The organism is Leptolyngbya sp. FACHB-261 (assembly GCF_014696065.1).
Classification (GTDB): domain Bacteria; phylum Cyanobacteriota; class Cyanobacteriia; order FACHB-261; family FACHB-261; genus FACHB-261.
In genome coordinates, this window is record NZ_JACJPL010000018.1 from 225,517 (window position 1) to 247,284 (window position 21,768).

Below are 21,768 nucleotides of genomic sequence, written 5' to 3' on the forward strand. Positions count from 1 at the left end.
GCAACGGACCTATGGATAATACTAAAGAGGATTTACGAGTTGTAGATAATCCTCAAGACAATTAACCGCTCAGCTCCACGAGTTCAGACATACTTATACCCCCATAGCACTGGTGAGATCGGCTTTGCTGAGGTCAGCCTGCTCAAGGTCGAGGTTGCTTAAGTTTGAGCAACTGAGGTCAGCGTTGTAGAAATTAGTCTGCTCAAGAGTTGCCCCAGTGAGGTCAGCGCGGATCAGGCTGGTTCCCTCTAGGCGGGCTTTACTCAAGTTCGCCCCGCGCAGGTCAGCGCAGTAGAGATCGGCCCCGCTTAGATCAGCAGTGCTTAGATTTGCACCTTGGAGGTTACTGTTGCGCAGGTTCGCATTCTGCAAGTTGGCCCCACTCAGATCAGCCCCCCTCAAATCGGCTTTCCAGAGTGCCGTTCGCCGCAGATCAGCCTGCTTCAAGTCTGCCTGAGTAAAGTCTGCCTGCTTCAAATCTAGCCGCCGCAGATCCAGACCCGCCAAAGTACAGCCAGCAAAGCTGCGTTGCCCACGGCTGTAGGCACTTTTAACAGCGCGAGCATCTTTGAAAGTATCTGGTACAGGATCCGGCACGGAAACATCACCTCAAGGCTTCAAGTATGAGCCTACCGGACAGATGTCGCACTCTTGCGTTTTTACTGAGAATGATTGACAACCAGCTTCTTCACTCCTATTCTCATGTACCCAGGTAGATGATCACGAATTACCTCTAGTGCTCTAGACACGTCAAGCATTGTTTATCCCTGGTTCTGAGGTTCTTTATTACACCGCTAAGCTTTCCGCCAAGGAGGATAATCGCTCAAAATTTCTTGACTTCTATTCTCACGTGACTAGGACTGAGGGGTAACCTCTAGACAGCAACTAGGTGCGATTACCCCAGGACTGCTGCTCTTTGAGCTGTTCTTTGAGCAGTGGACTACGCATTATTCTGCTTAGCTGTGTGCTGCTTAGCTACTGCCGTGCCTTTGTGCTCTGTTGCGGTTCTGCTTATGCTGCTCTGCTGTGCTGCGATAGCTGTGTCTAGTCATGCTGCTGGATTTGGTTGTGTAGGTTGACCTGTGCTGCTTCAGTACCAAGGACTGATTACCTGATAACTTCCCCCTTTGACTGCATACCCTTTGACTGCATAGGAGAATGACTCTACATGGCGCGAGAGTTACCGATTGATGCTGACTATCAGCCGATGGAACGCTTCCCAAAACCACTGGACTTAGCCCAGGTTTGTGTCTATGAGCTGAGCATTTCGTCCGCAGGTCTCTTTCTATTCTTGCCCTTCTTTAACTTATTACATCCCAGCTGTAAGTATGTTCTGTAGTGGAAAGGGATGTTTTTGGACAAACTCTAAAGTGGTGTACCGCGCAGTTCTGCCAGCTTCAGGTTAATGATAGACAGCACAAAAATGCCCAGGAATAAAACTAGGCCAACTGTGCAGGCATAGCCCATTTCTAAGTCAGAAAAGGCTCGCTCATAGAGGTAGTAAACAATAGTCTTAGAACTATTCAGTGGGCCGCCTCGCGTCATCACGTAGACTTCTTCAAAGACTTTTAGCGCGGAAATCGAAGAAATTACGCCCACCAGTAGCAGATAAGGCTTCATCAATGGAACAGTAATGTCCCAATGTTGCTGAACGCCCTCGGAGCCATCGATACTGGCAGCTTCATAGAGATCCTGAGGAATGCCCTGGAGGCCCGCTAGGTAAATCACCATGTAGTAACCCAGCCCCTTCCAGATGGTTACCGCCATGACGCTAAATAGAGCGATATCTGGACTGGTAAGCCAGGGCACCGTCGGCAAGCTCAAAGACTGCAAGCCTTGATTCAGCAGCCCATTCTCAGAGTAAAGCCACTTCCAGGCAATACCTGCTACCACCATTGAGATCACCACCGGCACATAGTAGGCTGCCCGAAACCAACGCACCCCCCGCAACTTTTGGTTGACTAGAATCGCCAGAACTAGGGGCAACGCCACCAGCACCGGCACCACACAGACTAGGAACAGCACGGTATTCAACAGGGCCTTCCAAAATGCCTGGTCGTGCCACAGTCGAACAAAGTTCTCTAGCCCCACCCACTCAGGCGGCGTGATGATGTCGTAGCGGGTCAGACTCAGATAAAACGCCTGCAGCAAGGGCCAGAAAAACACTAGGGTCATCACTGCCAAGGCAGGTAGCACAAACAAGTAGGGCGTCAGCCGGGGCATCGCCCGGTGTGCGCCTTTGCCCATCGCGACCCAGACAGATTGCAGCATCACACACTATCGCTTCAAGCCAAGAACTCTGAAACCGGCTCTAATTCCGGCAGCACTAACTCCGGTAGAGCAACGGTTGATTGCTCTTGAAACACACTGAGGTCAAACCAGAACGTGGTGCCACTGCCAACTTCACTGCTGATGTGAATCTTGCTGTGGTGCTTCTCAATGATGTTGTGAACAATCGAAAGCCCTAGGCCCGTACCCTCTAGGGTATGAACCCGATTCTCAACTCGGAAAAATCGCTCGAAGATGCGGGTCTGATCTTCAGGCGCAATGCCAATCCCGGTGTCTGAGACTTCAATACGGACCACTCCTGGTCGCACATGTACTGGCCACGAGTGCTCCTCTGCCGATGCTTCAATCTCAGCTGGCAGAGCACCTTCCGCTTCTTTGAGGTTACAGACTGGCTGGTGGAAGCAGTAGGCGTGAATTTTGACCTTGCCACCAGCCGGTGTGAACTTCACCGCGTTGCCTACCAGATTGGCAAACACTTGCAGAAGCAGGTCGTAGTTGCCCCAAACCGGCGGCAGATCGGGTTCGATTTCCGAGATCAGCTCGATGCCCTTGTCGCGAGCATTGAGCTGATAGGTGCGCAGCGTTTGTTCAACCGGTTGCGCAATATAAACAGCATCCAGTTGATACTGCCGTCCTGATTCCAGACGCGATAGATCCAGAACATCATTGACCAACCGCGTCAGCCGATCTGTTTCCCGATTGGCAGTATCTAGAAACTCTAATCGCTCGACCTCGCTGAGCTCGGGGCCGTATTCCTGTAGCGTCTCAATGAACGACTTGATATTGAACAAGGGCGTGCGCAGTTCATGCGAGACATTGCTGATGAACTGGCTCTTGGCATCATTCAGCTCAACTTCCCGGCTGATGTCCTGCACCGTCATCGTGATGCCCTTAAGGCTCTCGCGCCTTTGGTCAAAGACTGTATTGAGCAGGACTCGTACCGTGCGATCAGAGCGGTCAGAGGCTTCCTGCAAGACCACACGGAACTCTCCGCCTTCTCGCTCACCATTAACCATTTGGGCAAGAGGGCGAGTTAGCTCAGCGCGTAGCTTGTCCGGTAGGGACTGCAAGACGTTGCCGCCCATGGGCGGATTGGTCTCCCAGTTGAAGATGCGCAGCGCAGCCGGGTTGATCAGCACAACCCGGAGTTCGGCATCCAGCAGGACAGCACCATCCGCAATTGTGGAAACCAGAGTTTCTAGCTTGGCCTTCTGAGCCGTCATCTCTTCGACGTTCTGCTCTTCGTAGCGCTCTAGCCGCTCGGCCATCTCATTGAAGCTGGAGATCAACTCACCCAACTCACCGCCAAAAGGCAAGTCTACTCGTTGCTTAAAGTTGCCAGCAGCAATGTTTTTGACCCCAGCGACCAGCTCCTTAATAGGCTGCGTGATCTGAAGCGCATTGAATACCGCGCCCAAAATCACCATCACCCAAATCGAGACAAACACAGCAATCGTCACGTCCCGAGTCAAGTTCGAAGAGGTGACGACCGTAGGGTTTGGGTTAATGCCTAGGGCTAAGATACCTAGCTCTTGCTTCTCGTGGTAAAGTCCCACGAATACATCAGTCACCTCGCCGTCTGGAGTTAGATGTTGACGTACTAGAGGATGATCTGAGGTTGGATGTTTGCCCTCCGGCAACTGAATCCGACGCCGAATCGTAAGTGAGTTCTTGACCTCCGACTCTGAGAAGGGAATGCCGTAGTAGATCTCACCATCTGGATCCGCATAGAGCATGTAGCGGATACTGGTTGTGCTGTTGTAAAACTTCTGGGATAAACGGGCAATCTCAGTGCGGTTATCCTCAGCAATTAAAGGGGCCACATTGGCCGCCATTAGCAGCCCTAAATCCTGACCGAAACGAGTATCGTTCAGGCGGGCATCGCTCTGAATATTATTGACCGCCCAAAAGGTCAAACCGCTCATCACCAGCGACACAGCGAGGGTCGCCGCTGCCATCAAGCGGGTTTGAAGCGTGAAGTCTGACCACCAACGCTTAAAGATCTCACCAAGTTGCCTGAGCAGTTCCAGCAAGGGCAAATACTGAAGTAGGTAGATTTACTTTTCTAGCAGTCTTTCACGCTGACTGGAGATTAGGCCAGTCGGGAAATATCCGCTCCCATCTGCATCATAAGTTGCATCGTGTGGCAACCGTCGGCTATTGGGGGATCGCTCTTACGGTGCTGCCAGAGGCAGTACCAGACGGCTCAGGATCCGTTCATCCTCCAACTTGGCAATCGTCAACTCGCCGCCAGCCTGTTGCATCAGCGCTTGGCAAATCGCCAAGTGCAGACCCGGAGGACGGTCTAGGGTCGAGGGCGCCAGCAAATCGCTAGAACGGCCATCCTCAAGGTCTTTAAGCAGTTGAGGCTCAATCTCACCATTATCGGTGATCGAGATTTCTAGCCAACGATCGTCGATTGGGCGGCACCAGATATCGATGCGGCCTCCCACTTTGGCACGGGTACAGGCTGCCAGCATTAGCTCGTAGCTGATCAGCTCGATCTTGTCGATATCACCTCCGAGGACGGCACTGGCATTGGCCTGGTTATGAACTTGTGACCAAAGCTGGCGCTGTTTGATTATCTCGTCTACTCGCTCCAGAGTTCGCTTCAACAAACCGGCTAGGGGAGCCGTCTCTTGGGCGGTACGCAGATGCCACTGTTCCTGCTTAATGATGCGGGTTAGCGGCATTACCGAGCCTTGGAGATAGCGCAGAGACTGCTGCAGACGCATCGCCCCCAATGCATCCTTCTGGTTGATCACATCGGCAATCTTGCGAATGCCCGAGTTGATTGAGCGGTAAATGTCTTCAATCCGGCGCTGCTTGTACCAGTTCAGGCGCTCTAGCTCTTGACACTGTTGGCGCGTTCGCTCTTGCAGCAGCAAATGGCGACGGCACCAGGCCAACTGATTCACCAGCATGGCAAAGGCGTTCAGGTAGCGCTCTGGCCACTTGCGCCCCTGCCGGTCGGCTACGATCAGTACACCAGAGGGTTCGTGGTCTCGGGCAGTACGCAGAGCCATCACCAAGATCTGACCGATCTCCCGACCACACATCCACTGGCGGGTTTCGGCAGGCAGGTCGTTGACGTTCAAGGGCAATAGACCATCGGTTTGCAGCGCCCACTGTAGCAGTGGGTCCGTGTGCACGGGCAATACCATCTCTGCGTTGAGCGAGAACTTGTCGCTGGTGCAGGCCGTGGCACTCAGGCGACCACCGCGTCGCCCTGGCGTCCAGGTGGCTAAGGCTGCCAAAGGCACCTGCAATACTTGAGCAATATGCTGGACGGCCATATTTTCCAGGCGATCGATCGTGGCAGCCTGCTGCATGGAGGTAATGCCCCACTGGATGCTGGCATGCATACGCTGCTGCTGATCTGCTTGCTTCTGCAATTGCCATTGGTGCAGGATCAGGCCTACCTGCTGGGCGACGGCCTGCACGATTGAGCGCTCCGAGCCATTCCAGGTTCGGCTGGCCTCGTGAGCGATTAACAACAGGCCTTCTAGTTGATGTCCGAGCGAAGTGCTGCTGACTAACAGCGAGTGCACTCCCAACTCTAGAAAGGCATTGCGCCAGGCTAGCAGTTTGAGATCATCTTCGAGATTCTCGATGGCGATCGGTTCGGTTGCCCGTTCCAACATCTGCCAGTCCACTTCGTTCAGTGTGGCCAACGGGCTGGTGACTGGCCGACGGTTATTGGGTTGGCTCTGGTAGCAGATTTCGAAGGTGCCAGAATCGCGGTCATGCAGCAGCACCAGGAAACGTTCTGCTTTCAGACGAGCACACAGCGCTTCTGCCGAGGTTTTTAGAGCCGCTTTCCAATCTGTATCGCTGTAGATCGAACGGGCCACCCCCGCCATTAGGGCCTGATCAGTGCGAATGCGCTGGACATTCTCTTCCATCTCTTCGAGTGGGGCCGTTAGCGCAATCAGTTGAGCCGCCCCTCGCACAAAGTTTTTCTCCTCCTCTTCCCACAGACGAGCTTCATTACCTTCGACGCTTAGAAAGCCTAGTAGCTCGTTCTGAAAGATAATCGGCGCCGCTAACAAGGAGCGAGCTTTGAGGTGCTGCATCAGACGGTTGGTGACGTCAGAGCGTAGCGAACTCTGAGCTTCGCTTACAGCAACCATCTGGTCCGCTACCAAAGATTGGTAGAAGGTATTGACCTCCTGCACCATGATGCCGTTGGAAGCAGAATAGAGGTCTGCCACAACGCCATAGACTGTCCCGGCCTTCTGTCGGTTGCCTACGCGTCGCCAAAAGTAGCGGCGTTCGCGCTCAAACCAGTAGACGTTGGTGCGTGAAGGGGCAACGAACAAATGAGTCTGCTCTACCACTTCTTCCAGGCGTTGAGCTAGGGTAGGCAGCGAGCGCAACTTGTGCAGCAGAGTCAGAAGGGGCTGATCGGGGCGCTTAACTTGTTGGCGCTGCCAATCCGTCTCAATCTGGTAGAGAGCAGCCCCTAAACTACTCAACACCATCGCTAGGCGGGCTTTTTCTTCTGAACGAGGCGAGACACCCCAAAGATGGGAACCCAGCAAGGCCACACCAAAGCAGCGGTCTCGATGGCGAATCGGGAATAAGAGCGCACCCTGGATGTTGAAGCGTTGAGCTGCTTTCTGCCAAATGCCTGCCCGGCTTTCCTCGCGGAGATCAGGAATTCCATAGGGGCGCTGCTGCACCACAATCTGCTCTAAGATATCGCCGGGTTTGAGCAGAATCTTTTGGCGCAAGAAAGACTGGTCAGGACTCGGCGAGGTGCCTCCTTTACCAAACAGGCGGTGATCAACCCGGTCGTAAAGGCCAATCCAAACCAGAGCATAGTCGAAATAAGCTTGGAGGTAGTCGAGCACTGCCGCTACCAAAATATCGGCACTCTCAGCTTCCCGGAGAGTCTGTAGTGTCTTCCCCAGAGCAACCAGTTGCTTTTCAGATGCACTCGATTCTTTGTGCTGGACCATGCCTGGGGAAAATAGAGATGGCTGAGCCATACCGCTAGGGACAGGTGTTAAAGACTACGGAGCGGTCTTTGTCCCTCATTAAAGCTGAAAGGTCAAAAGGCCCGCTATGGGCAAATCTGGGAGATTGAAACGTACGAACCGTAGACTGTCGCTGATGCACCTAGTTAAACGGGATTGACGCTCAGACTGTCGAGCCATTCCACCCTCATTTCACCATTAGGAGGGCCCTCATGACCGAAACCTTACTGGGTCAAGAGGCTGACTTAGTTAAACACAACTTAGGGAGTTGGCATTGAACTTAGATCTCTACCAAAGCGGCTTACGCCCTCTGTTATTTGACCTACTACGAACTGATCCAGAGCGAGCTTATCAGCATTTGATTACCTTCTGTGCCTGGGCTGGCAGTGAGCGAGGAAGCTGGATTCGTAAGGCAGCAAGACAAGTATTCAACCTTGAGGATACGCGTTTAGAGCAGCACCTATGGGGATTGTCTTTTGCTAACCCTGTAGGCTTAGCCGCAGGGTTTGACAAAGACGCCTTAGGAGTAGACTTCTGGCCGAGCTTAGGATTTGGCTTTGCGGAGGTGGGCACCCTGACTTATCACGCACAGGTCGGCAATGCTAAGCCTCGTCTGTTTCGTCTGCCACAAGATCAGGCTGCCCTCAATCGCATGGGCTTTAACAATTCGGGAGCCGCGGTGGCCGCAAAGCGACTCCAGGCAGTTCAACGCAAAATTCCTTTGGGCATTAATTTGGGCAAGTCTAAGGTGACCCCTCTGGCAGCAGCGGCAGCTGACTACCGGGCCAGTTTTGAACTGCTACGGGAGTTGGGGGATTACTTCGTTATTAATGTCAGCTCTCCCAACACGCCAGGATTGCGCACATTGCAGTCCCCCGAGGCTTTAGGCGAAATCTTAGAGGCTGTGCAAACAGCCAACTTGGGCCATAAGCCCCTGCTCGTCAAAATCGCACCGGATCTGGAGTTTGAAGCGATTGCAGAGGTGCTGAGTTTGTGTGAGCGTTACCAACTGGCAGGCATTATCGCAACCAATACCACGATCTCGCGTGACGGCCTCAACACGCAGGTTTTGCCAGAGACTGGTCAGCCAGTTGCGGCAGAATTAGGCGGTCTCAGTGGTGCACCTTTGCGGGCCCGATCTACTGAGGTCATCCACTTTATTTATCAGCAGACTAGCGGCAAACTGCCCATTATTGGCGTGGGCGGTCTTTTCACAGGCGAGGATGCCTGGGACAAGATTGTGGCCGGAGCGTCTCTGGTTCAGGTCTACACGGGTTGGTTTTACGAAGGTCCTTCAATGGTGCAGCGCATCCTGAAAACGCTGCTCCAGAAACTAGAAAGCCACGGTTTCCAAGAGCTTAGTGAAGCGGTAGGACTGGCTCACAAAAAAATGTAGGGGCGGCTTGCCCAGGCTTTTGAGCCTGTAACAAGCGTCGCCCCTACTGAGTTGTGCCGTTTGTAAGGTTTAGCTGTAGATTGCGGGTGCAGTCATTGGCACAGGGATCGCATCTCCTGAGGCTAAATCTAAGGGGAAGTTATGAGCATTACGCTCGTGCATCACTTCCATCCCCAGGTTCGCCCGGTTCAACACGTCTGCCCAGGTCGGCACCACCCGGCCCGTGCTGTCCAACACCGACTGGTTGAAGTTGAACCCGTTCAGGTTGAACGCCATCGTGCTGATGCCCAAGGCGGTGAACCAGATGCAAACAACTGGCCAGGCACCCAAGAAGAAGTGCAAGGAGCGAGAGTTGTTGAACGACGCGTATTGGAAGATCAACCGGCCGAAGTAGCCGTGCGCCGCAACGATGTTGTAGGTCTCTTCTTCCTGACCGAACTTGTATCCCGCATTCTGCGACTCGTTCTCCGTCGTCTCACGAATCAAGCTGGAGGTCACCAGCGAGCCGTGCATCGCACTGAACAGAGAGCCGCCGAACACACCTGCTACCCCCAGCATGTGGAAGGGGTGCATCAGGATGTTGTGCTCCGCTTGGAACACGAACATGAAGTTGAACGTGCCACTGATGCCCAGGGGCATGCCGTCAGAAAACGAACCTTGACCGATGGGATAAACCAAAAACACTGCCGCAGCAGAGGCCAGAGGTGCGGAGTAAGCCACACAAATCCAGGGACGCATGCCTAAGCGGTAGCTTAGTTCCCACTGACGGCCCATGTAGCAAGCTGCGCCGATCAGGAAGTGGAACACAATCAGCTGGTAAGGACCGCCGTTGTACAGCCACTCATCTAAAGAGGCAGCTTCCCAAACGGGGTAGAAGTGCAAGCCAATAGCATTGGAAGATGGAACCACAGCACCAGAAATGATGTTGTTGCCGTAGATGAGGCTACCGGCAACAGGCTCCCGAATGCCGTCGATATCAACGGGTGGAGCAGCGATAAAGGCGATAATGAAACAGGTGGTGGCAGCCAGTAAGCAAGGAATCATGATTACGCCGAACCAACCGACATAGATGCGGTTATCGGTACTCGTAATCCATGCGCAGAACTGATCCCACGCACTCGCATTACTGCGGCGGTCGAGGGTAGTGGTCATAGCTTCGTGTTCATTACGAAACAGTGTCTTGACGATAGCGGAAGCTATCTATAGTGAGTGAGAGGGCTCAGCAAATCTTTACTTCGGTACGTAGCAATCAGACTTTCACCGCCTAACTTTATAAAGACCTGTAACAGATAGAGGCGCTTAAGACTTTTTGCCTAAGGCTCTTTAAAATTCATCTAGGAGCCTGAACTTCTTTTAAGGGATAGTTGCTTAGGGGCTCTGCTTACACAGACCCTAGGAAGTTCTAGGACGTAGGTATTTTTACATGTTAGTGGTTATTAGTTAAGCAATTGGGTGTGCCAAGACCTGTTTTTTTACGAGGGAGGCATTTAGGAGGGAGCGATACACGTTCAGCTCTACAGTGCCAAGGCCTGACTCTGCAGCAGGCTGCTGAATTCTCAATGCCACTCCCGTACTACTGCCAGAATGATCTCGATCAAAATGAGCAAGATCACGACCAACTCCAAAGCCTGACCCTGAGCAGTATTCACCCGGTCTGTTAGCAGCCTGTACAGGTCTTCGATGATGTCGAGTTTGCGTGATATCGAAGTTTGCCAGTCTTGCAGATAAAAACGCCGTCCTGCAGCTGTATGAACTCGGGCTAAATACAAATCACCAATTAGCTTCAGTGAATTATCAACTCGTTCTGATAACAAAGCTGACTCAATACGCAACTCTGCTAAATTGTTAATCACACTTTGATAGGGCGTGCGTAAGGGTATAGGCAGGAGCGGACGACGCTTCACTAAGCCCTCATAATCATCAATAACCCGATCTAGACGAGCATCGATATAGCGGGCTTCCAGCAGCTCGATATTGAGCAATTCCAAAACGCTAATCGTATCACTGTAGTCTCGATCGTAGATCAGAGCAGCGTTCCAGTCCATAATTGCCAAATCATCTTCGTAATAGGAAACCTGCTCCTGTAAAGCCTCTTCTCGTTGCGTTGTACTCAAAGGTTGATCTTCAAAACGCAATACCTGAGCAATACTGGCTCGATATTGTTCCAATAACTCATGAGAAGACAAGCTAGGCTGTATGCGGTCGAGCACAAAGATGTAGTAGTCCTCAATCAGGGGCGCAAGATGAGGACGTGTAATTGCCGAGCTCAACTTCTCAATCAAGCTTTCTGCTTGAAGTTTGGCATGGGCCTCTAAATCCAAACTATGTAGATGCTGAGAGAGCACTGGCATTTTGCTCATGGGCGTCTCTTCTAGAGGCCAACGATAACCAATGCTCACCGCTCCGAAGTCAAACAAGGTAGCAGTAATCTGACCAGTACGAGTCTCTAAAGGCCCGATTTCACCTAAAATCAGCACCTGCGGTGGGTTGCTGTACTGCAAATAAGTGGGGGTTCGCTTCTTACGCGAGATTGGCTGCAAAGGTGTGGAAGCAATCAAAGCCTGCACGCCTTCTAGAGAGATTTCGTAGCCCAGGTCAAATGCAAAAAAAGCGACCACTTGGCCACTACAGGTGTGGGAATTGGTCATAGGGGAAAGAGGGAAGACGCCCTGAGCGTACCTGAAAGCGAGGTAGGTTTTTGCAGCTAGCTCGTTGGTACCCTACCACAGGTTCTCGGAGGCAGCTGCTCAACACAGCTTTGTTTAAAACCCTAAGACAGGCAATTGCTGCAACCATGCCTGCACAAACGGCCACAGCTTTAGCGCTCCCCACCCCAGAGCCACAGCTGAGACTAACAGCATTTGCCCAAAGAACCACAGGGCAGCTGCCTCGCTATGTCGGCTTTCAATGACAAAGGCTGGGGCTACTAGTACCAGCAGAACAATAGGGGCAACGACTCCCAAAACCAAGGGTAGCCCCTGAACTGCGATGAAGGTCAGCACCCCTCCTATAGCTGCCTGTGAGCTACTGCCCTGCCCACTGAGCCGTTGAAAGACCCAGAAGCCTAGATAGGCTAATCCAGCTAACAAGCCAAGCAGGATCGCACCGCAGCCTAGAAGCCATAGCACCGTCAGCAGTGTATAGAGTAACCACTGACGAGGGGTTGGTCTAGGCTTGCGCAGTTGCTCCTCATTCATCGAGGGCTTCGCCACCCACTACAACGTTGTTGATGCGCAGGCTAGGACCGCCGCAGCCCACTGGCAAGCCATTCTGGCCGCCCTTGCCACAGCCGCCTGACTCATCCCACCAGAAATCGTCACCAATGGCTTCAATGTCCGCTAGGGTTTGAAACACATTTCCAGAGAGGGTGACGTCCCGCACCGGCTCAGCTAATTTGCCACCCCGAATCATCCAGGCTTCACCGGCCGTGAAGGTGAACATTTCACCATTGGTCATACCACCCTGCCAATTTCGGGCGTAGACGCCCTCATCAATTCCAGACATCAGCTGGTCAACTGGAGTATCGCCACGCTCAATCCAGGTATTGGTCATACGCACGATCGGCGAAAAGTGGTAATCCAGACAGCGAGCGTTGCCAGTGGGCTCCTCACCCAATTTGCCAGCAGTCTCACGCGAATGCAGACGGCCCACCAGAACGCCATCCTCAATCAGCTGGGTGGTGGTGGCAGGGGTCCCTTCGTCGTCGTAGAAGTAGCTGCCTCGATGGCCTTCTGGCAGGGCCCCATCAAAAATCTGCAAATTCTCTGGACCGAAGCGTCGGCCTAGGCTCATCACCTCTAACAAATCTGGGTTTTCATAAGCCATATCGGCCTCGGACAAGTGACCGAAGGCTTCGTGCACGAATAGACCACTTAGAACCGGATCGATCACGACTGGATAAGTGCCGCCTTTGACCGAAGGCAGCGAGAGAGCAGTGACAGCCCGTTGAGCTGCAGTTTGCACGGTCTCCTCCAGCCCTTCGAGATCCTCGTAGGCCTTGCGGGAACCAACCGTTTCGCGCCCCGTTTGCACAACGTCTCCAGAGCGAGCGGTTGCGGCAAAGCGCATCTCTAGATCGGTCCAGGCTTGCTCAATGAGACTGCCTTCGGAGGTTGCAATTAGGACGCGCTGACTGCTGTCTCCGTAGCGAACGGTTGTAGTCGCAATCTGGTCAGAACCCGAGCGCAGCAGTTCGGCATAGTGCTGGCACAGGGCTTTTTTGCGTTCTAGTGGCACCTGACGGGGATCGGTACCGGTCAAGGTCAGGATGCGGGTGTCTTGAACTGGCACGACAGGAGCGAGCAGGGTTTCTTCTGCACCGACCAATCGGGCCGCACTGACCGCTTCTTCGATCCGCTCTGCCAAACTGGACAGTTGGTTGAAGCTAGCGAAGCCCCAGCCCCCCTTATAACAAGCCCGGACCTGACCACCGAGGGAAAGCCCCTCACTCAAAGTCTCGATTTGGCTGCCTCGCAGCAGGATGTCAGTGCCCTCTGCTTCCTCCAGGCGAATCAACAGAAAATCTACACGAGAGCGGTAGCGTGCAATCAGCTCAGTCAACTGGCTACGGAGATCTTGAGCCTGAAGATTAGTAAGCAGGGAGGACATGGGCACGAACAAGACAAGACCTTTTCATTCTACTGAGGCCCATTAGATGCAGTAGGGCCAGTAATTGCAGGGTGATGGGTCAGCGCTGAAACCTGTTGGTTTGCCATTGGGGCTTCGGTCAGTGTCTTCTATTAGTCTCGGATTGACACATCCAAAACATAGCGGCCCAGCTGCATCTGGTTAGTCCGTAGCTCGTACTCCAGATGCAGATATTCCAACACTGGGGTTGGGGCTGAAGTGGAACGCACAGACAGGCTGTAAGTGTAGTTGCGCAGGGCAATTTGGGTCTGGCCACTCAGCCAGTAACGACTAATCCCGCAAACGCCGCGCTCCCAGAAATGTCGATAGCTGAGCTTGCCATCGCCTTGCATGGTCATCACCACCCGGTAAGGAGAAATCTCCAGCCACAGCAGCCGAGGAGTAGTGGACTGGTTCAGGCTAGGCTCAGTCAGGAGCAGATGAAAACGATCGCTATCTCTCTGATACAGTGTTCCCGCAGCCTCTACTACTGACCAGACCGGCAGGTCCACCGAAAACAAGGCTAGGGAAACGGCCCTGTGGTAGTAGGTCAACATGGCGACAATTGCAGTTGAAAACAAAGGCAAATAAAGGAATCAAGGCCAAGAACGGCGATAAAATCAAGCTCCGCCACTTGCTCCCCCACTTGGCAATCGCTGCTTGCTCCGCTCTAAATTCCCCACCTCAGGGTTCCCAAGATGGTTACTCTCGACGCTACTTCCCATCAACACCTCTTAACAATTCAAGGTCATATTGCCGGTGGCCTGCAAGGCAAAATACAAATTCCCGGCGACAAGTCTGTTTCCCACCGAGCCTTGATGTTGGGGGCACTGGCAAGCGGCACTACCTCGATTCGAGGTTTGTTACTGGGAGAAGATCCCCGCAGTACTGCTGCCTGCTTTCGAGCGATGGGAGCGCAAATCTCAGAGCTGAACGAGACCGAAGTTACGGTCGTTGGCATCGGGGGCCAGCTTCAGGAACCTGCTGACGTCCTTAACGCTGGTAACTCCGGTACAACCTTGCGCTTAATGCTGGGCATTCTGGCAGCTCAACCCGGATTGTTTTTCACGGTGACTGGCGATGCTTCACTGCGCTCCCGGCCCATGAGCCGAGTGGTCAAGCCACTGTTGCAGATGGGAGCTGAGATCTGGGGGCGCGATAGTGGTGACCGAGCTCCCTTAGCAGTTCGAGGGCAGGCACTCCAACCGATCTACTACACGTTACCCGTAGCTTCAGCCCAGATTAAGTCTTGTTTGCTGCTGGCAAGCTTGTTTTGCCAAGGCGAAACTCAGATTACTGAGCCAATGGCTAGCCGGGATCACAGTGAGCGTATGCTTCGGGCTTTTGGGGCTCAGCTTAGCGTCGATCCTGGCACGCGCACGATCAGCTTGCAGGGTCCAGCACAGCTTACCGCCCAGCCTGTGACCGTACCCGGCGATATTAGCTCTGCTGCTTTTTGGTTGGTTGCCGCTTCTATAGTGCCTGGCTCCGAGATCCTGATCGAGAACGTCGGCGTTAATCCAACCCGCACCGGCATTCTAGATGCGCTCACACAGATGGGTGCTGACGTTACCCAGTTAAATGTGCGGGAGGTGGCTGGTGAGCCCGTTGCCGATCTGAGAGTGCGCTCCACAGCCCTCAAAGCTTGCACTCTAGAAGGCGAGATCATTCCCAAACTGATTGACGAAATTCCTATCCTGGCGGTAGCCGCAGCCTTTGCTCAAGGGCGAACGGTTATTCGAGATGCGGCAGAATTGCGCGTCAAAGAGAGTGACCGGATCGCAGTTATGGCTCGCGAGCTGAACCGCTTGGGCGCTCAAGTCACCGAATTACCAGATGGGTTGGAGATTCAAGGCGGCTGTCCGCTGACCGGCGCTGAGGTAGATAGCTACGACGATCATCGCGTTGCTATGAGTTTGGCAATTGCCGCTCTGCAGGCTAAGGGAATGACTCAGATTGCTCGGGCTCAGAGTGCCGCTGTCTCCTATCCCAACTTTGTGCCAACCCTGACTCGGCTACTGGGTTAGTCTGCTGGATTAGCTAGCGTGGCTAAATTTATCTAGCTCACTTTCAGCTAATGGTTGCGCTTCAAAACGTTAGACATGGGCAGGCATAACATGTTGTCTTCCTGCACCTGGATCAAGCCTTTCTGCTTAAGCTTGCCCATCAAGCGTGTCACCGTTACCCGAGTTGAGCCGATGGCGCTGCCAATCTGCGCGTGTGTGAGCGACCAAGGCAGGCAATAGCCATCGCCGCAGGGTTGTCCGTATTCTTCAATGAGTAGCGTTAGAAAACCCATCAAGCGGTCAATCGTGCGTCGCTGGCCCAAGGTGCTCAGCCACAACAGCTTGCGTTGGTGTTGATGGCGGAAAGCATCCAGAACTTCTCGCCGAAAATGCGGCCAATTGTCCAGGTCATTCCAGTACATCCAAAGCACCGCTGTCTGATCGACATGAGCGTAGCTCTGAAGGGTAAAGGGAGACTGCGCCACAATTTCAAAGGGTTGACCAGCACCCACAAACCCCAAAAATGCCTCCTCTGGTGCAACTCGCGGTAGGCGCGATTGAGCCCCAGACACACCTGCTGTGATTTGAGCTGTACCCGCTAATCGCACGGACCCCCGCTGGACTAAATAGACTAGACCAGGCCGGGTTGGGATCTTTTCATCCTTACTGAACGTGCGGCTGCGATAGTGCTCCTGAGCCCAGTCCAGGATTCGCTGCCAAGTTAGAAACGGTCTTTGCGATTCTGAAGGAGGCGACATTGAAAACATGTCAGGAGAGGCGAGAGGTGAAGACGGATGCTTGAGGTACTGAGATCAACTAAGCGTTAGAACGGGCAGAACGATCTACCCCAACCCTACTGGCAGCCAAGAAGGCTAATCTCTTCCATACTAGCTTCACAATACTCTTATAATGGCTAGCCTGGATTTGAAGGTTACAAAAAGCACAGAGGGGCTAATTTCGATTCACGTGTTCCCAAGGCTACAGCTTGCCGCTACCTGAGGGCTGAGGGGTCACGCCCCCTTTATTTCACTAATCTGTAACTCCGCTGATCAGTGGTTGCACTAGGAAAAGATAAATCTTTCCCAAAATTTGGGGATATTGCGCGAAATATGCCCTTATAGCTAGACAAGTAATGGCGACTTCGCTATATTTCTAATTGTGTGAGGAGCGAACCAAGAGGGGTGTCGAGACGAAACACGGCCAGTCGCCGACACCCTTCCTGACTTTTAGACAACCAAATACGACCAAGAACACTAAAGGCGCTAGAGGACAGGTTCTCCAAGCGCCTTTAGTGTTTCTAGTTCTTGATAGCAGGTGCCGACCAAGCAGACCCGAACAACGCAGCTATGCTTAGTTTAATAGCTTGCAGCTTGCAGCCAGCACCCGGGATTCAAGCCAAGTCAGCAGCTCCTGGTTAACTCGCTCTGGGCATTCATCATGGGCGCAATGGCCTGCATTCTCCAGCTCAACCAGCTGCAGAGCGGGATTGTAGCTCACAAACCGCTGAGCTAAAGCGGGCGGGATCATCCGATCCTGTTGTCCCCAAAGCAATAGGGCTGGAATCTGCAAGTCGCTCAGAATGGCTTTGATACTGGGACCAAACTGAGGACTAATCATGGCTTTAAGGATGGCGCAAAAGGCCCCCGCTGAGCCCTGATCCTGAGCGGGTGTGGTCAGGATTTCCAGCAACTCATCGGTGATCGCCTCGCGAGTGGCGTAGGCTAAACTCGCCCACGGGCGCACAATGCGGGGATGGCGAACTAAATAGAACAGAGGCTGGAGAAGCAGGGGCGAGGCGAAGAGTGCCTCAATCGTCCGCACTACAGGACGAGCCATGGAGGGAATTGCTTCCTCACGCATAGAGGTATCAGGCAAGCTGATCATTGCCACTCCTTGAACCATATCCGGATGAGCGGCGGCGGCGGCCAGGCAAGCTAGTGAGCCGATGGAGTTGCCTACTAGGACTGCTGGCTCTCGAATAAAGGTCTGCCAGAATTCATAAATCTGCTCTACCCAGAGCGAGGTTGTGTAGGGCGCAACTGGCTTCTCTGAAGCACCAAAGCCCAACAGATCTAGGGCATAAACAGTGTGATGCTGGGCTAGCGCCGGAATGTTCTGTCGCCAATGCCCAATAGAAGCGCCGAAACCATGCACCAGGATCAGCGGAACCTCGCTCTGGAGATTGCGTACAAAGGTGTAGCGGATCTGCCAGCCTCGCCATAGCCAATCCCGCTGGTTCCCGTAACGTTGCGCGGCAGAGGCCCAAGCAGTTTGGGTAGACAGTGTTGGCAAAGTCAGAGAAGACACACAACCAACCTCAAACGCAAAGTTTTGTAACCGACAATCTCATAATAGTGGCTTTCTCAGTCGCCTGTGGCTATTGCACAAAGGACTGACTAGCCAGCTGAAAGCAAGCAAGAAAGCGATAGCTTCCAGCTCAAAGGCATTGCTGCTTAAATTAGTCCCAGTCCCAGTTTAATTATTGGCAAACCACTTCTGGGCATTGAGCCGCTGCATGACTCCAAAGACGAGTAGGTCTAAGGGAGCCTTGCGCTCGTCGATCAAGAAGGGCTCAATTGTGCTGGGAGGTATCCCTTCATCAGAGCAAGAGAAACCTTTTTGAGCGTCGATATCAGGTTTGGTGAAATAGACCGTGAACTGACGTCGTCCGTCTAACCACTTGCCAGTGACCTGATTGTTCTCAAAGCTCAACTTCAGATCACTGATGCCATAACCTGCAAATGCCTTGGTTAGAGCTGGCAGAAGTTCCTGGGGGATGAATTTGTCAAAGGGTTTGTCCTCCGGGGCAGGTGGCTTTTCTTTGGGAACCCGAGCTGCTTTAGCTTTAGGCGCAGCCGCTTCAGCTTTGGGCTCAGCTGTCTCAGTTGGAGCAGTCGCTGCCGCGTCAGCAGGCGCTGCATCTTCAGTGGCAGCTTTGGCCTTAGCTTTAGGGGCGCGGGGAGGGTTAGCCTGAGGGGCGTTTTCTTCTTCGGGCATAGTAGCTGAGTTCTTAGAGGGCAACGGAGTTAAGCAAGCAGCAATTACAAGGACTTCACTTCACCCTCACGCAGAATCTGCGGACGGCCCATGCTGTAGTTGAGCACTCGGCTGTTGAGGTTGTAGCTGATTTCGCCTTGCTGAAGTAGGGAGCGGATGAACTGCTCTAGATAGGAGCCAATTCGACGCAGGTTATAGTCCGTCAAGTCTGAGCCGGCATAGCTTTCGACCAGCTCATCAAACTTACGATAGACCTTCTGCAGACTCTCGTTGTTCCAGTTGAATTCGTTGTCTGGATCAATGTCTAGAGTCAGAACATCGTCGCTGGGTTGCAGCTCGTTATTTTCGATCACTCCAGAGAAGATGTGAACGTGGCGGGTGGTGCACTTGATCATGGACAGTTCAACAGCGAAGGGGTGCATCTGCTCTCAGCTTACCCCCATTTCTCAGCCCTAACTTAGCGGTACCGGGCCAAGACTAAGCACCTCAGCAAGACTCAGAGTCTCATGACTGAAACCGGCGATGACTATCTCGCCGGTCGGCTAAGCAGCCTTATCTAGGTTGGTTCTGAGGTGGTTCCGAGGCGGTTCTGGAGCAGTTCTGGAGTGGGTTCTAATGGCAGACAGTTTGGTGTGTTGTCGCCGGATTAGCCGAAGCGGCCACTGACATACTCTTCTGTTTCGCGACAACTGGGCGAATTAAAGATGGCGGGTGTCTGGTTGAATTCGACCAGCTTGCCGCGACGATTGCCCTTTTCGTCGGTCTCCGTGTAGAAGAAGGCAGTCATGTCCGACACACGAGACGCCTGTTGCATGTTGTGAGTCACGATGATGATCGTGTACTGCGACTTGAGTTCCTGCATTAACTCTTCGATCCGCAGCGTGGAAATGGGATCTAGAGCCGAGCAGGGCTCGTCCATCAAGATGACATCGGGCTGCACTGCAATCGCTCGGGCGATGCACAGACGCTGCTGTTGGCCACCCGAGAGAGCGAGACCGCTTTCTTTGAGCTTGTCCTTCACCTCATCCCACAGAGCCGCCTGCTTGAGGGAACGCTCTATCAACTCGTCCATGTTGCCCTTGTAGCCGTTGATCCGGGGTCCAAAGGCGATGTTTTCGTAGATCGACTTAGGGAATGGATTAGGCTTCTGAAACACCATGCCAATCCGGCGTCGCACCTCTACAGGGTCAATAGAGGGCTCGTAAAGGTTTTGGCCGTGGTAACTGACTACACCCTCTACTCTGGCCCCCGGAATGAGATCATTGAGACGATTAAAGCAGCGCAGAAGGGTACTCTTACCACAACCCGAAGGTCCGATAAAGGCAGTAATTTGGTTGTAAGGAATCTCGATGTCTACGTTGTGAACGGCTAGGAAGTTCCCGTAGTAGATATCAACGTCACGGGCTTCGAGAATGGTAGCCCCCTGAGTAGTGGTGGCCTGACGAGTGGACTGCATAAGTGTTACCTAAGCCTATAAACAGTATAGTTCTGAACGATTTTGGACGCTGTCTTACTATTTAAAGGTTGAGAAGCGATTGCGAATGTAGATGGCAATGCCATTCAGTGCAAGCACTAACAGCAGCAACACAATAATGGCCGCCGCCGCCGCAAGTTTGAACTCTGCTTGAGGCCGACTAACCCAGTCATAAATTAAAATGGGCAGGGCCATAAAGCGGCTGAACAGGCTTGGATTGCTGGCCAAAAAACCAACAGCACCAACAACAATGAGAGGCGCTGTTTCTCCAATAGCTCGCGAAATCGAAATAATGACACCCGTTAAGATGCCAGGTACCGCATAGGGCAATACGTGGTTACTAATGGTTTGCCATTTGGTGGCGCCTAAACCGTAGGATGCCTGACGCAAGGACTGAGGTACGGCTCGAATCGCCTCGCGAGAGGCCACGATGATCAGTGGCAACGCTAGCAGAGATAAGGTTAGAGCACCAGATAACAAAACTGGCCCAAATTTCAATAGTTCATTAAAAACACCAAGGCCCAGTAGCCCATAAACAATTGAAGGAACACCCGCCAGGTTAGCAATGTTAACTTCAACAATATTGCTCCACCAGTTTTTAGGAGCATACTCTTCTAGATAGAGCGCAGCACCAACCCCAATTGGTACAGCAATCAGCAACATCAGAGCCCCTAACCAAATGCTACCAAATAGTGCAGGACGTAGACCTGCTCGTCTGGCAAAACGGGAAGGATTGCCCAAAAGGAATTCGGGTTGCAAGGCTCTAGGCAAACCGTCTTTAAGAACATCCCACAACAGGAGGGCGAGAACGACAAGCCCAATGCTGAGGCCAAGGAGACAAATCCAACCAAAAATCTTGCCAGCCCGCTCTCGCAGCTTGACATTAGGCTCAAAGCTGCCTGCTTGGAGTTGAGAAGAATCCTCTGGAAAAGAAACAGCCATGATGATTTAGTCGTAGACTTCCCGGTAACGCCTAGCAATCCAATAGCTAATAATGTTGAGAGCCAGGGTCATTAGGAACAACACAGCCCCCACAGCAAACAGAGTTTTATAGGCAGTGGTGCCACGGGGCGTGTCACCGGCCGCAACCTGAGCAATATAAGCGGTCATAGCAGCGACCGATTCCAAAGGATTCAGAGTTAGGCGAGGCTGTTGCCCCGCAGCAATCACAACAATCATGGTTTCGCCGACTGCTCTAGAAACCCCCAGAATGATCGACGCAATAATTCCAGACAGGGCGGCTGGCAGCACAATTTTGGTCGTTACTTCCATTTTTGTAGCCCCCAAACCATACGCCGCCTCGCGTAAGGAGCGAGGCACAGCCCGCAAGGAGTCCAAGCTAATCGAGCCAATCGTGGGGATGATCATGATTCCCATGACCAATCCAGCACTTAGAGCATTAAAAATAGCTAGGGGTAAGAAACTGCGCAGCAGAGGGGTTACAAACAGAAGCGCAAAGTATCCGAAAACAACCGTTGGAATCCCGGCCAATAACTCTAAGGCAGGACGCAGAATACTGGCCAGCTTAGAGGAGGCATATTCACTTAGATAAATTGCAGAGGCAAGCCCCAAGGGAACTGCGATCAGCATCGCAATCGCTGCAATTAAAACAGTGCCGTTAATGAGAGGCCAGATGCCAAAGTGCTGATCGGCAAACAGAGGAGTCCATCGAGTGTCCAGGAAGAATTGAGCAAACGAAACTTCTTGAAAAAACTCGAAGGTGACCTCAAAGAGAACCGCCACGATGCCAAAGGTCGTGAGGATCGAAACGAGACCACAGGCCAATAAAAGCAGTGCAATGAGTCGCTCTCGCAAGTTGCGGGAAGCGCTCTTCTGAAGCGATTGATTGAGGTTTGCTGCAGGAGAAGAAGTTGAATTAGAGGCTTGCATGGATATAGATAGCCTGTGAGCGTGCCGGTGACTAAGCCGAGGCAGAGGACAGGAATGAGTTACAGGCAAAGAGAATTAAAGCCAGCAGTTCTCTACTCGTCATGCAGC

Annotated in this window: 19 protein-coding genes; 3 read left to right on the top strand and 16 right to left on the bottom strand. The window is 52.8% G+C overall.

The features are described 5' to 3' along the window. Positions 1-93: 93 nt before the first annotated feature. Positions 94-597: a pentapeptide repeat-containing protein gene (locus tag H6F94_RS10365; protein WP_190802153.1), complete on the bottom strand. Its 504-nt coding sequence runs from the start codon at positions 595-597 to the stop codon at positions 94-96. A 571-nt stretch (positions 598-1,168) separates the two neighbouring features. Here H6F94_RS10365 and H6F94_RS10370 point away from each other — a divergent pair. Further along, on the top strand, positions 1,169-1,339 hold the full coding sequence (locus H6F94_RS10370; RefSeq protein ID WP_190802463.1) for a hypothetical protein: 171 nt from the start codon (positions 1,169-1,171) through the stop codon (positions 1,337-1,339). A 26-nt stretch (positions 1,340-1,365) separates the two neighbouring features. Here the strand turns inward: H6F94_RS10370 and H6F94_RS10375 are convergent, their stop codons facing one another. The 3 genes from H6F94_RS10375 to H6F94_RS10385 form a co-directional block, all read right to left on the bottom strand. After that, on the bottom strand, positions 1,366-2,271 hold the full coding sequence (locus H6F94_RS10375) for a carbohydrate ABC transporter permease (protein WP_242041124.1): 906 nt from the start codon (positions 2,269-2,271) through the stop codon (positions 1,366-1,368). 14 nt (positions 2,272-2,285) lie between these two features. Beyond that, a complete protein-coding gene (gene nblS, locus H6F94_RS10380) occupies positions 2,286-4,322 on the bottom strand; it encodes a two-component system sensor histidine kinase NblS (RefSeq protein WP_242041090.1) in 2,037 nt (678 codons plus the stop codon). Between the two features lie 141 nt (positions 4,323-4,463). After that, positions 4,464-7,283, bottom strand: coding sequence for a GAF domain-containing protein (locus H6F94_RS10385; RefSeq protein ID WP_242041091.1), 2,820 nt, complete (start codon positions 7,281-7,283; stop codon positions 4,464-4,466). A gap of 262 nt (positions 7,284-7,545) precedes the next feature. Here H6F94_RS10385 and H6F94_RS10390 point away from each other — a divergent pair, with 262 nt between their 5' ends. Continuing rightward, entirely contained in the window at positions 7,546-8,667 is a 1,122-nt protein-coding gene (locus H6F94_RS10390) for a quinone-dependent dihydroorotate dehydrogenase (protein ID WP_190802154.1), read from the top strand. Positions 8,668-8,736: 69 nt separating this feature from the next. Here the strand turns inward: H6F94_RS10390 and psbA are convergent, their stop codons facing one another. From psbA to H6F94_RS10415, 5 genes are all read right to left on the bottom strand, one after another. Next, positions 8,737-9,819, bottom strand: coding sequence for a photosystem II reaction center subunit D1 (gene psbA / locus H6F94_RS10395; RefSeq protein ID WP_190802155.1), 1,083 nt, complete (start codon positions 9,817-9,819; stop codon positions 8,737-8,739). A gap of 404 nt (positions 9,820-10,223) precedes the next feature. After that, on the bottom strand, positions 10,224-11,315 hold the full coding sequence (locus H6F94_RS10400) for a hypothetical protein (protein ID WP_190802156.1): 1,092 nt from the start codon (positions 11,313-11,315) through the stop codon (positions 10,224-10,226). Between the two features lie 114 nt (positions 11,316-11,429). Next, complete coding sequence (locus tag H6F94_RS10405; protein ID WP_190802157.1) at positions 11,430-11,864, bottom strand: hypothetical protein; 435 nt, start codon at positions 11,862-11,864, stop codon at positions 11,430-11,432. Then, positions 11,857-13,275 carry a TldD/PmbA family protein gene (locus tag H6F94_RS10410; RefSeq protein WP_190802158.1) on the bottom strand — a complete coding sequence of 473 codons (1,419 nt, stop codon included), beginning with the start codon at positions 13,273-13,275 and terminating at the stop codon, positions 11,857-11,859. The genes H6F94_RS10405 and H6F94_RS10410 overlap by 8 nt, the downstream gene beginning before the upstream one ends. A gap of 131 nt (positions 13,276-13,406) precedes the next feature. Further along, entirely contained in the window at positions 13,407-13,874 is a 468-nt protein-coding gene (locus H6F94_RS10415) for a hypothetical protein (protein WP_242041092.1), read from the bottom strand. 117 nt (positions 13,875-13,991) lie between these two features. Here H6F94_RS10415 and aroA point away from each other — a divergent pair, with 117 nt between their 5' ends. Next, positions 13,992-15,320, top strand: coding sequence for a 3-phosphoshikimate 1-carboxyvinyltransferase (aroA, locus tag H6F94_RS10420; protein ID WP_190802159.1), 1,329 nt, complete (start codon positions 13,992-13,994; stop codon positions 15,318-15,320). A 47-nt stretch (positions 15,321-15,367) separates the two neighbouring features. Here the strand turns inward: aroA and H6F94_RS10425 are convergent, their stop codons facing one another. From H6F94_RS10425 to pstC, 7 genes are all read right to left on the bottom strand, one after another. After that, entirely contained in the window at positions 15,368-16,057 is a 690-nt protein-coding gene (locus H6F94_RS10425) for a Crp/Fnr family transcriptional regulator (RefSeq protein WP_396426426.1), read from the bottom strand. A 592-nt stretch (positions 16,058-16,649) separates the two neighbouring features. Then, positions 16,650-17,606: an alpha/beta fold hydrolase gene (locus H6F94_RS10430; protein WP_313949260.1), complete on the bottom strand. Its 957-nt coding sequence runs from the start codon at positions 17,604-17,606 to the stop codon at positions 16,650-16,652. 168 nt (positions 17,607-17,774) lie between these two features. Next, positions 17,775-18,296 carry a DUF2996 domain-containing protein gene (locus H6F94_RS10435; protein WP_190802161.1) on the bottom strand — a complete coding sequence of 174 codons (522 nt, stop codon included), beginning with the start codon at positions 18,294-18,296 and terminating at the stop codon, positions 17,775-17,777. 44 nt (positions 18,297-18,340) lie between these two features. Further along, a complete protein-coding gene (locus tag H6F94_RS10440; protein ID WP_190802162.1) occupies positions 18,341-18,691 on the bottom strand; it encodes an NAD(P)H-quinone oxidoreductase subunit M in 351 nt (116 codons plus the stop codon). A 251-nt stretch (positions 18,692-18,942) separates the two neighbouring features. Next, positions 18,943-19,752: a phosphate ABC transporter ATP-binding protein PstB gene (gene pstB / locus H6F94_RS10445; protein WP_190802163.1), complete on the bottom strand. Its 810-nt coding sequence runs from the start codon at positions 19,750-19,752 to the stop codon at positions 18,943-18,945. A gap of 57 nt (positions 19,753-19,809) precedes the next feature. Then, positions 19,810-20,712, bottom strand: coding sequence for a phosphate ABC transporter permease PstA (pstA, locus tag H6F94_RS10450; RefSeq protein ID WP_190802164.1), 903 nt, complete (start codon positions 20,710-20,712; stop codon positions 19,810-19,812). Positions 20,713-20,718: 6 nt separating this feature from the next. Then, a complete protein-coding gene (gene pstC / locus H6F94_RS10455) occupies positions 20,719-21,660 on the bottom strand; it encodes a phosphate ABC transporter permease subunit PstC (RefSeq protein ID WP_190802165.1) in 942 nt (313 codons plus the stop codon). Between the last annotated feature and the right edge of the window lie 108 nt (positions 21,661-21,768).

Bases quoted from the DNA above. Each gene is read 5' to 3' on its own strand.
- H6F94_RS10370 (WP_190802463.1), top strand. From the start codon at position 1,169: ATGGCGCGAGAGTTACCGATTGATGCTGACTATCAGCCGATGGAACGC.
- H6F94_RS10375 (WP_242041124.1), bottom strand. From the start codon at position 2,271: ATGCTGCAATCTGTCTGGGTCGCGATGGGCAAAGGCGCACACCGGGCG.
- H6F94_RS10385 (WP_242041091.1), bottom strand. From the start codon at position 7,283: ATGGCTCAGCCATCTCTATTTTCCCCAGGCATGGTCCAGCACAAAGAA.
- psbA (WP_190802155.1), bottom strand. From the start codon at position 9,819: ATGACCACTACCCTCGACCGCCGCAGTAATGCGAGTGCGTGGGATCAG.
- H6F94_RS10400 (WP_190802156.1), bottom strand. From the start codon at position 11,315: ATGACCAATTCCCACACCTGTAGTGGCCAAGTGGTCGCTTTTTTTGCA.
- H6F94_RS10405 (WP_190802157.1), bottom strand. From the start codon at position 11,864: ATGAATGAGGAGCAACTGCGCAAGCCTAGACCAACCCCTCGTCAGTGG.
- H6F94_RS10410 (WP_190802158.1), bottom strand. From the start codon at position 13,275: ATGTCCTCCCTGCTTACTAATCTTCAGGCTCAAGATCTCCGTAGCCAG.
- aroA (WP_190802159.1), top strand. From the start codon at position 13,992: ATGGTTACTCTCGACGCTACTTCCCATCAACACCTCTTAACAATTCAA.
- H6F94_RS10425 (WP_396426426.1), bottom strand. From the start codon at position 16,057: ATGTCGCCTCCTTCAGAATCGCAAAGACCGTTTCTAACTTGGCAGCGA.
- H6F94_RS10435 (WP_190802161.1), bottom strand. From the start codon at position 18,296: ATGCCCGAAGAAGAAAACGCCCCTCAGGCTAACCCTCCCCGCGCCCCT.
- H6F94_RS10440 (WP_190802162.1), bottom strand. From the start codon at position 18,691: ATGATCAAGTGCACCACCCGCCACGTTCACATCTTCTCTGGAGTGATC.
- pstB (WP_190802163.1), bottom strand. From the start codon at position 19,752: ATGCAGTCCACTCGTCAGGCCACCACTACTCAGGGGGCTACCATTCTC.
- pstA (WP_190802164.1), bottom strand. From the start codon at position 20,712: ATGGCTGTTTCTTTTCCAGAGGATTCTTCTCAACTCCAAGCAGGCAGC.
- pstC (WP_190802165.1), bottom strand. From the start codon at position 21,660: ATGCAAGCCTCTAATTCAACTTCTTCTCCTGCAGCAAACCTCAATCAA.